The organism is Paraburkholderia aspalathi (genome assembly GCF_905220735.1).
Taxonomy (GTDB): domain Bacteria; phylum Pseudomonadota; class Gammaproteobacteria; order Burkholderiales; family Burkholderiaceae; genus Paraburkholderia; species Paraburkholderia aspalathi.
Window position 1 is genome coordinate 1,763,834 of the sequence record NZ_CAJNBA010000002.1, and the last position, 13,514, is coordinate 1,777,347.

At 62.9% G+C, this 13,514-nt stretch carries 7 protein-coding genes; 4 read left to right on the forward strand and 3 right to left on the reverse strand.

What is annotated here, in order from left to right; translation table 11 throughout:
- Window positions 1-104 precede the first annotated feature (104 nt).
- Genes KHO30_RS18685 through KHO30_RS18695 form a run of 3 tightly spaced genes read left to right on the forward strand, consistent with a single transcriptional unit; the run spans window position 105 to window position 7,988 of the window.
- Entirely contained in the window at window positions 105-1,529 is a 1,425-nt protein-coding gene (locus KHO30_RS18685; RefSeq protein WP_093632296.1) for an MdtA/MuxA family multidrug efflux RND transporter periplasmic adaptor subunit, read from the forward strand.
- An 18-nt stretch (window positions 1,530-1,547) separates the two neighbouring features.
- Window positions 1,548-4,670: an MdtB/MuxB family multidrug efflux RND transporter permease subunit gene (locus KHO30_RS18690; protein ID WP_211701789.1), complete on the forward strand. Its 3,123-nt coding sequence runs from the start codon at window positions 1,548-1,550 to the stop codon at window positions 4,668-4,670.
- A gap of 3 nt (window positions 4,671-4,673) precedes the next feature.
- Window positions 4,674-7,988 (forward strand): efflux RND transporter permease subunit, encoded by a 3,315-nt coding sequence (locus KHO30_RS18695; protein ID WP_200622470.1) that lies wholly within the window; start codon window positions 4,674-4,676, stop codon window positions 7,986-7,988.
- A 740-nt stretch (window positions 7,989-8,728) separates the two neighbouring features.
- On the opposite strand, the gene KHO30_RS18700 is transcribed toward KHO30_RS18695, so the two are convergent.
- The 3 genes from KHO30_RS18700 to KHO30_RS18710 all read right to left on the reverse strand — a co-directional run bounded on the left by KHO30_RS18700 (window position 8,729) and on the right by KHO30_RS18710 (window position 11,334).
- Window positions 8,729-9,193: a hypothetical protein gene (locus KHO30_RS18700; RefSeq protein ID WP_211701790.1), complete on the reverse strand. Its 465-nt coding sequence runs from the start codon at window positions 9,191-9,193 to the stop codon at window positions 8,729-8,731.
- A gap of 103 nt (window positions 9,194-9,296) precedes the next feature.
- A complete protein-coding gene (locus KHO30_RS18705) occupies window positions 9,297-9,860 on the reverse strand; it encodes a peroxiredoxin (RefSeq protein ID WP_175053312.1) in 564 nt (187 codons plus the stop codon).
- 139 nt (window positions 9,861-9,999) lie between these two features.
- Entirely contained in the window at window positions 10,000-11,334 is a 1,335-nt protein-coding gene (locus tag KHO30_RS18710; protein WP_211701791.1) for an EAL and HDOD domain-containing protein, read from the reverse strand.
- A 298-nt stretch (window positions 11,335-11,632) separates the two neighbouring features.
- Between KHO30_RS18710 and KHO30_RS18715 the strand changes: the two genes are divergently transcribed.
- Window positions 11,633-13,447 carry a putative bifunctional diguanylate cyclase/phosphodiesterase gene (locus tag KHO30_RS18715; protein WP_054043040.1) on the forward strand — a complete coding sequence of 605 codons (1,815 nt, stop codon included), beginning with the start codon at window positions 11,633-11,635 and terminating at the stop codon, window positions 13,445-13,447.
- The last annotated feature ends 67 nt before the right edge of the window (window positions 13,448-13,514 follow it).

Sequence of the window (13,514 nt, forward strand, 5' to 3'; positions counted from 1 at the left end):
GTCGAAACCGCCTGCCATGCCGCCTGCGTGCCGGTCCGCTGAACTCTTGAAGCGGTACAAGCGCACGAGCGGCTCACATCAAAGCCAGCCACCAGACCGAACCGATGGACGAACAACAAAAGCATTCGGAAACTTCACGCCCTGCCGCCCCGGCTTCTCAACCCGGTTCGCAACCGTCCACCAGCGGGAAGCCTGTCGGCGGTCCCGGCAACACACCGGTCGCAGCAAAAAGCCATCGCGGGCGCAACATTGCGCTGATCGTTGCGGCGCTGGTCATCCTCGGGATCGTGTTGTGGCGCTGGCATCCGTGGGGCGGCCCCGGCGGCGGCGCGAGCGGAGCTGCCGGTGCAAGCGGCGCGAGCGGCGGCGGCCGCGGGGGCCGTGGCGGCGGCCTCGCCAACATGCCACAGCCGGTTCACGTGGCGACCGCCACCCAGGGTGAGATGCCGGTCGTGCTGACCGCGCTCGGCACGGTCACGCCGCTCGCCAACGTCACCGTGCTGCCGCAGTTGAGCGGCGTGCTGCAGGACGTGTTTTTCAAGGAAGGCCAAATGGTCAAGAAGGGCGACGTGCTCGCCCAGATCGACCCGCGCCCCTATCAGATCTCGCTGGAGAACGCGCAAGGCACCCTCGCGCGCGACCAGGCGTTGCTGCAAACCGCCCGCCTCGACCTGAAGCGTTATCAGACGCTGCTCTCGCAAGACTCGATCGCCAGCCAGCAGGTCGATACGCAGGCCTCGCTCGTGCGGCAGTATGAAGGCACGGTGAAGTCCGATCAGGCGAACATCGATACCTTCAAGCTCGACCTCGTCTATGCGCGCATCACGGCGCCGGTGTCAGGGCGCGTCGGTTTGCGCCAGGTCGATCCGGGCAACTACGTGACACCGAGCCTGACCAACGGCATCGTCGTGATTACGCAGTTGCAGCCGATCAGCGTGATCTTCACGACCTCCGAAGATAACCTGCAGCAGATCCTCCAGCAGACCCAAACGGGCGCGAAGCTCTCGGTCACCGCGTACGACCGCAGCAACACCACCTCGCTCGAAGGCGGCTCGCTCGAAACCCTGGATAACCAGATCGACACCACGACCGGCACGGTCAAACTGCGCGCAGTTTTCCAGAACGAGAAGAACGTGCTGTTCCCGAATCAGTTCGTGAATACGCGCCTGCTCGTGGACACGATCAAGGACGCTGTGATTGTGCCGACGCCGGCCGTGCTGAACGGCTCGATGGGTCAGTTCGTGTATGTCGTGAAGCCGGACAACACGGTGACCGTGCGTCCGGTCAAGATCGGTCCAGTGGACGGCGAACGCACCAGCATCAAATCCGGCCTGCAGATCGGCGAGCGCGTCGTGATCGACGGTTCGGACCGGCTGAAGGAAGGCGCGAAAATCACGATTCCGGCCGACAAGCCGCGCGGCGCTTCGGGCGCGCGTGGTGCGAGCGGTGCAAGCGGTGCGGCTGCCGCTTCGGGCGCATCCGGCGCGCATGGACATCATCGCAAACACGCGGCGCAAGCCTCGGAATAAAGGCACGGCAACTATCGCATGAATCCATCCCGCGCCTTTATTCTGCGTCCCGTCGGCACCGCGCTGCTGATGGCGGCGATCATGCTGGTCGGTCTCGTCGCGCTGCGCTTTCTGCCGCTCTCCGCGCTGCCCGAGGTCGACTATCCGACGATCCAGGTGCAGACCTTCTATCCGGGTGCGAGCCCGGACGTGATGACCTCGTCGGTCACCGCGCCGCTCGAACGCCAGTTCGGGCAGATGCCGTCGTTGAATCAGATGTCGTCGCAAAGCTCGGCCGGCTCGTCGATCATCACGCTGCAGTTCAGCCTCGATCTGCCGCTCGACATCGCCGAGCAGGAAGTCCAGGCGGCGATTAATGCCGCGGGCAACCTGCTGCCGTCCGACCTGCCCGCGCCGCCGATCTACGCGAAGGTCAATCCTGCCGACGCGCCGATCATCACGCTCGCGATCACCTCGAAGACGATGCCGCTCACGCAGGTGCAGGACCTGGCCGACACGCGTCTCGCGCAGAAAATCTCGCAGGTGGCGGGTGTGGGTCTGGTGAGCCTGTCCGGCGGTCAACGCCCAGCCGTGCGGATTCAGGCGAACCCGCGCGCGCTCGCCGCCTACGGTCTGAATCTGGACGACTTGCGCACCACGATTTCGAACCTGAACGTCAACACGCCGAAGGGCAACTTCGACGGCCCGACGCGCAACTACACGATCAACGCGAACGATCAGCTGACCGACGCCGACGCCTACAAGAGCGCCGTGGTCGCGTACAAGGGCGGCCGCCCGGTCATGCTGACGGACGTCGCGAACATCGTGCAGGGCGCGGAGAACACCAAGCTCGGCGCATGGGTCAACAACACGCCGGCGATCATCCTGAACGTGCAGCGCCAGCCGGGCGCGAACGTGATCCAGGTGGTCGACAGCATCAAGGCACTGCTGCCGCAACTGCAACAATCGCTGCCCGCCGCGCTCAACGTCGAGATCGTCACCGACCGCACCACCACGATCCGCGCTTCGGTGCGCGACGTGCAGTTCGAACTGCTGATGTCGGTCGTGCTGGTGGTGCTGGTGATGTATCTATTCCTCGCGAACGTCTACGCGACCATCATTCCGAGCCTGTCGGTGCCGCTCTCGCTGATCGGCACGCTTGCGGTGATGTACCTGTGCGGGTTCTCGCTGGATAACCTGTCGCTGATGGCATTGACCATCGCGACCGGCTTCGTGGTGGACGATGCGATCGTGATGATCGAGAACATCGCGCGCTATGTCGAAGAAGGCGAATCGCCGCTGGAAGCCGCGCTGAAGGGCTCGAAGCAGATCGGCTTCACGATCATTTCGTTGACGGTTTCGCTGATCGCCGTGCTGATTCCGCTGCTCTTCATGGGCGACGTGGTGGGACGCCTGTTCCACGAATTCGCGATCACGCTGGCCGTGACGATCGTGATTTCGGCAATCGTCTCCCTCACGCTCGTGCCGATGATGTGCGCGAAGCTTCTGCGCCACTCGCCACCGCATGAAAGCCACCGTTTCGAAGCGAAGGCTCATAAAGCGATCGACTGGGTGATCGCCCGCTACGCAGTCGCGCTCACCTGGGTGCTGAACCGGCAACGCTCCACCCTGTTCGTCGCGGTGCTCACGCTGGTGCTGACCGGCGTGCTGTACGTGTACATTCCGAAGGGCTTCTTTCCGGTGCAGGACACCGGCGTGATCCAGGCGATCACGCAGGCGCCGCAGTCGGTGTCGTATGCGTCGATGGCCGAGCGTCAGCAGGAACTCGCGGCGCAGATCCTGAAGAACCCGGACGTGGAGAGTCTCACCTCGTTCATCGGCGTGGACGGCAGCAACATCACGTTGAACAGCGGCCGCATGCTGATCAACCTGAAGCCGCGCGACGACCGCAGCAACACCGCGAGCGAAGTGATCCGCCAGTTGCAGCAGGACGTCGCGCATATTCCGGGCGCCTCGCTGTACATGCAGCCGGTGCAGGATCTGACGATCGATTCCACGGTCAGCCCGACGCAGTATCAGTTCATGCTGACCGACCCGAACATCAGCGAATTCACCACGTGGGTGCCGAAGCTGGTCGACCGGCTGAAGCAGTCGCCGGAACTGGCGGACGTGGCCACCGATCTGCAGGACAACGGCCAGTCGGTCTACATCGAAATCGACCGCGCCACGGCGTCGCGTTACGGCATCACGCCGGCTACCGTGGATAGCGCGCTGTATGACGCATTCGGCCAGCGCATCATCTCGACCATCTTCACTCAATCGAACCAGTACCGCGTGATTCTGGAAGCGCAACCGCAGATGCAGCACTACACCGAGTCGCTGAAATCGATCTACCTGCCCTCTTCCACTTCGTCGGGCGGTCAGGTGCCGCTGTCATCGATCGCGAAGTTCATCGAGAAACCGGCGCCGCTGCTCGTTACGCACTTAAGCCAGTTCCCGGCCACCACCGTTTCGTTCAACCTCGCGCCCGGCTCGTCGCTCGGCGCGGCGGTGAAAGCAATCGATCAGGCGGAGAAGGATGTCGGGCTGCCGGCGTCGTTCCAGACGCGCTTCCAGGGTGCGGCACTGGCGTTCCAGGCGTCGCTGTCGAACGAACTGTTCCTGATTCTGGCGGCAATCGTCACGATGTATATCGTGCTCGGCGTGCTGTATGAGAGCTTCATCCACCCGATCACGATTCTGTCGACGCTGCCGTCGGCCGGCGTCGGCGCCCTGCTCGCGCTGCTGATCACCGGGCACGATCTCGACATCATCGGCATTATCGGTATCGTGCTGCTGATCGGTATCGTGAAAAAGAACGCCATCATGATGATCGACTTCGCGCTCTACGCCGAGCGCGAGGAAGGCAAGCCGCCGCGCGAGGCCATCTATCAGGCGTGTCTGCTGCGCTTCCGGCCGATCCTGATGACGACGCTCGCCGCCCTGCTCGGCGCCCTGCCGCTAATGCTCGGCACTGGCGCCGGCTCGGAGTTGCGCCGCCCGCTCGGTATCGCGATTGCCGGCGGTTTGATCGTCAGCCAGTTGCTCACGCTGTTCACCACGCCGGTGATCTATCTCGGCTTCGACTCACTCGCCCGCCGCGCACGTGAACGCTTCAATCGCGGCAAGCCTGTGCCGCCCGCCACCGATGCAGGGACTTAAGCGATGAACCTGTCGCGTCCGTTTATCTCCCGCCCGGTCGCCACCACCCTGCTGGCGATCGGCATCGCGCTGTCCGGTATTTTCGCGTTCACCAAGCTGCCGGTCGCGCCGCTGCCGCAGGTCGATTTCCCGACCATTTCGGTGCAGGCGACGCTGCCGGGCGCGAGCCCGGACACGGTTGCGACCAGCGTGGCGAGTCCGCTCGAACGGCATCTCGGCTCGATCGCCGACGTCACCGAAATGACCTCGCAGAGCTCGGTCGGCTCGACGCGCATTACGCTGCAGTTCGGTCTGAACCGCGACATCGACGGCGCCGCGCGCGACGTGCAAGCGGCCATCAACGCCGCGCGCGCCGATCTGCCGGCGAGCTTGCGCAGCAACCCGACGTACCACAAGGTGAATCCGGCCGACGCGCCGATCCTGATTCTCGCGCTCACCTCGAAGACGCTGACCGCCGGCCAGTTGTACGACTCGGCAGCCACCGTGTTGCAGCAGTCGCTCTCGCAGGTGGACGGCGTTGGCGAAGTGGATGTGAGCGGTTCGGCGAATCCGGCTGTGCGTGTCGAACTCGAACCGAATGCCCTCTCCCACTATGGCATCGGTCTCGAAGACGTGCGCGCGGCGCTCGCCGCGGCCAATGCGAACAGCCCGAAAGGCTCGATCGAATTCGGCCCGAACCGAGTGCAGATCTACACCAACGACCAGGCGAGCAAGGCGTCGCAGTATAAGGATCTGGTCATCGCGTACCGTAACGGCGCGGCGGTGAAACTGTCCGACGTCGCGGAGGTGGTCGACTCGGTCGAAGATCTGCGCAACCTGGGTCTCTTCAACGGCAAGCGTTCGGTGCTGGTGATCCTGTACCGCCAGCCCGGCGCGAACATCATCGACACCATCGACCGCGTGATGGGCATGCTGCCGCAGTTGCACGCGTCGCTGCCCGCCGACGTCGACATCGCGCCCGCGGCCGACCGCTCAACGACGATCCGCGCGTCGCTGAAAGACACCGAGCGGACGCTGATGATCGCGGTGGCGCTGGTGGTGATGGTGGTGTTCCTGTTCCTGCGCAACTGGCGCGCCACGCTGATTCCAAGCGTGGCCGTGCCGATCTCGATCATCGGCACGTTCGGCGCAATGTATATGCTGGGCTTTTCGATCGACAACCTCTCGCTGATGGCGTTGACGATCGCGACCGGCTTCGTGGTCGACGATGCGATCGTGGTGCTGGAGAACATCTCACGGCATATCGAGAACGGCGTGCCGCGCATGAAGGCCGCCTTCCTCGGCGCGCGCGAAGTCGGCTTCACGGTGCTGTCGATCAGTATCTCGCTGGTCGCCGTGTTCCTGCCGATTCTGCTGATGGGCGGCATTGTCGGCCGGCTGTTCCGCGAGTTCGCGCTGACGCTGTCGCTCGCGATCGGCGTGTCGCTGATCGTCTCGCTCACCTTGACGCCAATGATGTGTTCGCGCCTGCTGCGCGAGCCGCATGAGAAACAGGAAGAAGGACGTTTCGGTCTCTGGCTCGAACGCGGCTTCATGTCGATGCATCGCGGTTATGAGCGCACCCTTGGCTGGGCGCTGCGGCATCCGCGCCTGATCGTGATGATTCTGCTCGCGACCATCGGACTGAACATCTGGCTGTACATCATCGTGCCGAAGGGCTTCTTTCCGCAGCAGGACACGGGCCGGCTGGTCGGCGGCATCCAGGCCGACCAGAGCACGTCGTTCCAGGCGATGAAAGGCAAGTTCTCGGAAATGATGGAAATCGTCGGCAAGAACCCTGCGGTGGACAGCGTGGCGGGTTTCACCGGCGGCCGGCAGACCAACTCCGGTTTCATGTTCGTTTCGCTGAAGCCGAAGAGCGAGCGCAAGCTCTCCGCCGACCAGGTGATCCAGCAACTGCGCGCCCCGCTCGGCGACGTGGCCGGCGCGCGGACTTTCCTGCAAGCGGTGCAGGACATTCGCGTTGGCGGCCGACAATCGAACGCGCAGTATCAGTTCACGCTGCTGGCCGATTCGACGCCTGACCTGTATCTGTGGGGACCGAAGCTCACTGAGGCGCTGCAGGCGCGCCCCGAACTCGCCGACGTGAATTCCGACCAGCAGCAAGGCGGCCTCGAGGCCATGGTGACGATCGACCGCGCGACTGCCTCGCGCCTTGGCATCAAGCCGGCGCAGATCGACAACACCCTGTACGACGCGTTCGGCCAGCGCCAGGTCTCGACGATTTACAACCCGTTGAACCAGTATCACGTCGTGATGGAAGTGGCGCCGAAGTACTGGCAGAGTCCCGACATGCTGAAACAGATTTACGTCAGCACTTCGGGCGGCAGCGCGAGCGGCGCGCAGACCACTAACGCGCCGGCGGGCACGGTGACCGCGCAGACAACGACTACAGCGAGCACGAGCGCAACGACTGGCGGCACAGCCGGCACGACGGCATCGAGCGTGGCGAGCATCGCTGCCGACTCCGCGCGCAACCAGGCGATCAATTCGATTGCGGCGAGCGGCAAGTCGAGTGCTTCATCGGGCGCGGCCGTATCGACCTCGAAGGAAACGATGGTGCCGTTGTCGGCGATCGCGAGCTTCGGGCCGGGGAATACGCCGTTGTCGGTGAATCACCAGAGCCAGTTCGTGGCCTCGACGATTTCGTTCAATCTGCCGCCGGGCGTGTCCTTATCGACGGCGACGCAGGCGATCTACGACACGATGGCGCAGATCGGCATGCCGGGGACGATCCACGGCAGCTTCCAGGGCACGGCCCAGGCGTTCCAGCAGTCGATGTCCGACCAGCCGATCCTGATTCTGGCCGCGTTGGCGGCGGTGTATATCGTGCTGGGGATGTTGTACGAGAGCTATATCCACCCGCTGACGATTTTGTCGACCCTGCCCTCCGCGGGCGTGGGGGCGTTGCTGGCTTTGCTGCTGTTCAAGACTGAGTTCAGCATCATTGCGTTGATCGGGGTGATCTTGCTGATCGGCATCGTGAAGAAGAACGCGATCATGATGGTGGACTTTGCCATTGAGGCCTCCCGGCAGGGGTTGTCGTCGCAGGATGCGATTTATCAGGCTTGTATGTTGCGGTTCCGGCCGATCATGATGACGACTTGTGCCGCGCTGCTTGGGGCGTTGCCGTTGGCTTTTGGAAGTGGTGAAGGGGCGGAGCTTCGGGCTCCGCTGGGGATTGCTATTGTGGGTGGGTTGATTGTTAGTCAGATGCTGACTTTGTATACCACTCCCGTGGTTTATCTTTATATGGATCGGATTCGGGTTCGGTGGGAGGGCCGCAAGGGGCGGCGGGCTGGAGTGGCAGCGTCTTGAGGTTTTTTGCCTTCGCGGCGCTTGTTGTTCGTGGCTCTGGCCTTGGTGCCTTTCCTTGCATTGTTAGTGGTCTATTAGCGTTGCCCCTGTGCGGGGCGGCACTTACTTTCTTTGCCGCCGCAAAGAAAGATAAGCAAAGAAAGCGGCTAGAAGCCCCTGCTAAGTGGGCACCGTGGTCTGCTACGGGTAGTGGTGCGACTGGAATCCGTGTTCTCTCACATTCCACGCTAGTGACAAAGGATTCGTCAGCTCCCACTCCGCACTGCGTGCGTCGCGGACGGGTCTGCATGGGAAACCGCCGGCTTCGGTTTTGGTTTGTGGGGCCGTTGGCTTCGCCTCGGCGACGCGCCCTGCACTCTTCCGGGAACCCCGCCTCAAATGATATGGCGGTGCGATGACGAGCCACGGCCCGGTGGCGAGACGCGGGCGCCAAAACGTAGCGATCGGTTTTATGAACAGCTCTTCGGCGCGCGCAGCGCCGCCGGAAGTATGACGCCCTTGTCACAAGCCTAAGCAGCGGCACGAACACAGATTCCAGTCGCACCACTACCGGTAGCAGACCACGGTGCCCACTTAGCAGGGGCTTCTAGCCGCTTTCTTTGCTTATCTTTCTTTGCGGCGGCAAAGAAAGTAAGTGCCGCCCCGCACAGGGGCAACACTAATAGACCACTAACAATTCAAGGAAAGGCCAAAGCCCCAGGAACACGGCCAAATGCCGCCGCAAAAGGCAAAAAAGAACCCTAAAGCCTCTGCCCAACAGCAAGCAAAAAAATCCTCCTCCACTGCTTAGCCTGCCGCTCGCCCAGCATGGGCAAAACCCAAACCTGATGCTTAGCGTCTTTGACCATCAAAGCAACCTGCCATAGACCATCATGGCACCGCACCTCAGCCCCAAGCAGATCGGCAAAAATATAAGCCCCTAGCTCGCCGCCAAGGCGAACCTCACAAAACCGCTTACCGGCAGCGAGCCGCACCGAACCCCAGGTGCCATTAAGTTCGTGAGTCCAATCACCATCACGAACATTAGGAGCGACCTCCTTCCGCCGCCGCCACCAATAACCAACCGCAGCAATCAAAAGCAACCCAACAAAAACAGCAACCCCAACAGCAACACCCAACCCAAAAGCCGCCTGCAAGGCATAAAACGCCCGCACAGCGCCATATACCAGCGCGATCAGCGCAATGAGTGCTACAAGAATCGGCATCGCAAACTCACCCGGCAAAAAAACTCAGGCTAGCACGAGCAACGCCCGATCCTCATGGCAAAAAACCATTGCGAAAAACGCGCCGCCGCGCAAACCCCAGCCGTTATGGCTGCTTATGCGCAGCCGCCCAATCCTTCACCGCCTTCAACGTATTCTCGACGTGCTTCTCCGGCGACAGGCTCGTGTACTCGTAAATAATCTTGCCGTCCGGCGCAATCACGTACGACACACGATTGGCCATCGAACTATGCATCGGCATACCGGCATCATAGGCGCCGATCACCTTCGAATCGGCATCGGCCGCCACCGGGAATTTGCTGCGGCATTCGCTCACCGAAAACTTCGTCAAGGTGTCGATGTTGTCGTGCGATACGCCAATCACCGTCGCGCCATATTTCTTGTACTCGTCAACCGCTTCGGCAAACTCGTGGGCTTCGATCGTGCAGCCCTTCGTGAAAGCCGCCGGATAGAAATACAGCACCACAGGCCCCTTCTTCAATTCGTCGGCCAGAGAATACGTGTAGGTCTTGCCGCCCAGCGAAGCATCCGCGGTAAACGGCGGCGCGACATCGCCCGGTTTGAGCGTGGCTGAAGCCGTCAACGAATGCATCGCGAATCCCACCGACAAGACAGCCGCCAGCGTCATCGGAATGAGTTTTCTCTTCATCTGCAGTCTCCTCGGAACGTTAATGCACGCAGTCAGTGCAATAAGCCAAAGTCACGGCGTTCAGCCGAACCTCGGCAACCTCAATACGCTATTGAAACACGTACTGACAAGGTACGTCGGAAACTGCTCGGAGGATGCATCAGGCGGCTTCTTCGATATGCGCGCCGAACCATGCCGCAGCGGACAGGTTCAGCTCCGCCAGCACCTCAGGCGTCAGCGCCGTGAAGCCGGCCGGCGCATCGGGACTGACCGCGATCAGCGCGGCATCGGCGCCCTCGCCGGCCGCTTCGGCAATCCGCAACAAGGTGCCGAGCGCACCACCGCGCGTGACAATCGCTTCACGAATCTGCGGGGCAAGGCCGAGTTTCTCGAGCACAGCCGCCGGCGTGCTGCCAAGCACCACGTGGACCAAAGAAAAAATGCCGGTCATGAAAGCGGCGTCGGCAAAATCGTCATCGGACGGGCGCAGGCAGCCCGCGGCCAATTCCATGAAGCGCGAGCGCGTGCCGGCCAGCTGCACCAGCGGATCGGCGCGCCACGGCAGATCGCCGCTGTCCGCATACAACAGCAGTTGCGCCCAGCGCGCAATCTGCCGCGTGCCGGTGGCGATGATGGCCTCACGCAGCGAGGCAATATTGCGCCCCAGCCCGAATGCGCTCGAATTGACGAGACGCAGCAGCTGCACCACCACGCTCGGGTTCTGCTTGAGCTCCGCTTCGAGCTCCACAATCCCGGCATCGCGCGACAACAGCGCCAGCAAACGCAGCAAACCGGGGCGCGGCGAGCGATTGCGCGGCGCGGCCAGCACCTGCGGCCGCGCGAAGAAGTATCCCTGGAACAGATCGAAGCCGAGGTCGCGAGCCAGCAAAAAGTCTTCGCGCGTCTCGACCTTCTCGGCGATCAGTGTTTTGCCATGGCTGCGGACGGTCGACGCCAGTTTGGCCAGTGCGGACCGCTCGGTCAGCAGGAAGTCGATCTTGACGATGTCGGTGTGCGGCAGCGCGGCGAGCAGCTCGTCCGACAGTTCGCTGACGTCGTCGAGCGCCACCTGAAAGCCGGCGCGGCGCAATTCGGTCAGCCGGCGTGCCAGGTGCGCATCGAACTTGACGGTTTCGAGAATCTCGAGCACGAAGCGCTCGGGCGGCATCAGATGGACGATGTCGTTAAAGAGCAGCGCGCGGTCGATATTAACGAAGCCGCGGTGCTGGCCCAGCACGGCCGCCACGCCAATCCCGCCGATCGCGCGAGCCACGACCTGCGCCGTCGCCTGGGCGTCGTCGCTGACTTCGGCGTAGTTATGCGCGCCGGATCGAAACAGTAATTCGTAAGCTTTGAGCGCGCCATCGCGATCGAGAATCGGCTGGCGTCCCAGATAAACGAACTGTGCCGAGGATGCCGGGTCGGCGTCGTCGGCACCGTGTTCGATCACCTCGATGTGCCGGGGGGTGGCCCTGACAAAGTGACGTTCAGACATGGATCATCGGTGCAAGTGTTCGGAAAGCTACGCAGCGTCGTCATCGCCGGCACTGCACAGCAGGTTTGACGTATTAACGGAAACGAAGCCAGTCCACTTTAACTGAATCATCCTCGCGCCGCCGCCGGGCCACGCCGTCACTTCCTTACCATTTGTTTTTTGCAGCAGGCGCTAAAGATTTTCCGCCGGGGGTCGTTATCTTGTTCTGATGGGGCGGCCTGATACCTCTCAACCGCCCGAATACGGCGGGCAGTATGCCGCCCCGCCTGCAGACGAACACAGGTTGCCAGCGACAAACATGGAAGCGAACAGGATCACCGCGCCCCGCCGGGGCTCCTTGCGCACGGTCATCGACCGGTTTCGTGCGTTCGGCCGGCATGCCCCCGGCAAACCGCAAGCCGGCGTCAGCCGCGCTGCGCAACTGGAACAGGTGGTCGGCGCCGTCGACCTGCTGGCGCACATCGATGAGAGCCTGCGCTTCCTTTATGTTTCAGACGCGAGCCTGCGCTTCATCGGTTATCACCGCGAGTATCTCGAGACCATCACGCTGCACGATCTCGTGGCGCCCGCCGACGTGCCGCGCCTCGATGCGCTGCTGACGCGCGCCACCGCCACGGGCAACGTCGAAAAGGCCACGCTCGGCCTCATCAAGTCACTGACCTACCCGATCACCGTCGAACTGCGCGTGGTACGCAGCCTGCATGACGGCGTCGAAGGCTATGCGATCGCCGGCTTCGACGTATCCGCCTGGCGCGCCACCGAGGAACGCCTGACCCAGGCGCTGCATCTGGACCGCCTGACCAACCTGGCCAATCAGCCGGCGCTGATCCCCGCGCTGCTCGACGCGCAGCAGCAGGCCGACGCCCACGGCACACCGGCCGCACTACTGCTGCTCGACCTCGACGACTATCAGCGCGTGAACCGCGCGCTCGGCTACGATGCCGGCGACGAGATGTTGCGCGACACGGCGCGGCGTCTATTGAATATGACGAGCCCGAACGAGACGGTGGCGCGTGTCGCCAGCGACGAGTTCGCGATCCTGGTGAAACCCGCCGCGAGCCGCACCGACGCCGCCGCCGCGGCCGAAGCGCTGGCGCGCCGCCTGCTGACCGCGATCCAGCAACCGTACGTTTTCAACGGCCAACAGGTGCACCTGTCGGCAAGCATCGGCATTGCGCTCTACCCCGACGTGCGCCACGCCAACGACGACGCCGCCCACGACACTCACCTGCTGCGCTGGGCCGATCACGCCTTGCTGCAGGCGAAGGCGGCCGGCGGCAACACGCTCGCCTTCTACGTACCGGACGACAACCCCGCCGACGCCGAGCGCCTGAAGCTGGAGGCCGATCTCTACGACGGCGTGCGCAACGGCGAGTTCTCGCTGCACTTCCAGCCGATCACGAGCAGCCGCACGCACGGCGTGGTCGGTGTCGAAGCGCTGATCCGCTGGTCGCATCCCGTGCACGGCCTCGTGCCTCCTTCGATGTTCATTCCGCTCGCGGAATCGATCGGCCTGATCAACTTCCTCGGCAACTGGGTGTTGAAGGTTGCCTGCATGCAGCTGATCCAGTGGGACGCGCGGGGCATCTCGTTGCAATACGTCGCCGTCAACGTGTCGCCGCAGCAGTTCCGCGATCCGCGGTTCAAGGACAGCGTGCGCGAAGCGATCGAATTGACGGGCATCGATCCGCGCCGCCTCGTGTTCGAGATCACCGAAAGCCTGCTGATGCACGACCCGGCGCATGCCAAGGGTTTGCTGGAAGAATTGACGGCGATGGGCATCCGCTTTGCCGTCGACGATTTCGGCACCGGCTATTCGAGTCTGGCTTACCTGCAACGATTCCCTCTGGCCAAGCTCAAGATCGACCGGAGTTTTGTCGAGAATCTGCTAACCTCCCGGAACGATCAGGCAATCGTTAGCGCGGTCGTCGGGCTCGCACAAACGCTCGATCTCGAGCTGGTTGCCGAGGGCGTCGAAACGGAAGCGCAACGCAGCCTGCTCACCGAGATGGGATGCGACCACATTCAGGGATGGCTCGTCTGCAAGGCGTTGCCGTCCGACGAACTTGCACAACGTTTCGAAGCGCGCACGCTTCATTTGCACACCGCATAATGACGCGGGCAAACTTCGTGCGCTGCGGAAGATGCCGGCCTCGTGCCGGTGTGGCACTCATTGGAAC

Coding starts and splice junctions, on each gene's coding strand:
- KHO30_RS18695 (WP_200622470.1), top strand. CDS start 4,674: ATGAACCTGTCGCGTCCGTTTATCTCCCGCCCGGTCGCCACCACCCTG.
- KHO30_RS18685 (WP_093632296.1), top strand. CDS start 105: ATGGACGAACAACAAAAGCATTCGGAAACTTCACGCCCTGCCGCCCCG.
- KHO30_RS18715 (WP_054043040.1), top strand. CDS start 11,633: ATGGAAGCGAACAGGATCACCGCGCCCCGCCGGGGCTCCTTGCGCACG.
- KHO30_RS18690 (WP_211701789.1), top strand. CDS start 1,548: ATGAATCCATCCCGCGCCTTTATTCTGCGTCCCGTCGGCACCGCGCTG.
- KHO30_RS18710 (WP_211701791.1), bottom strand. CDS start 11,334: ATGTCTGAACGTCACTTTGTCAGGGCCACCCCCCGGCACATCGAGGTG.
- KHO30_RS18700 (WP_211701790.1), bottom strand. CDS start 9,193: ATGCCGATTCTTGTAGCACTCATTGCGCTGATCGCGCTGGTATATGGC.
- KHO30_RS18705 (WP_175053312.1), bottom strand. CDS start 9,860: ATGAAGAGAAAACTCATTCCGATGACGCTGGCGGCTGTCTTGTCGGTG.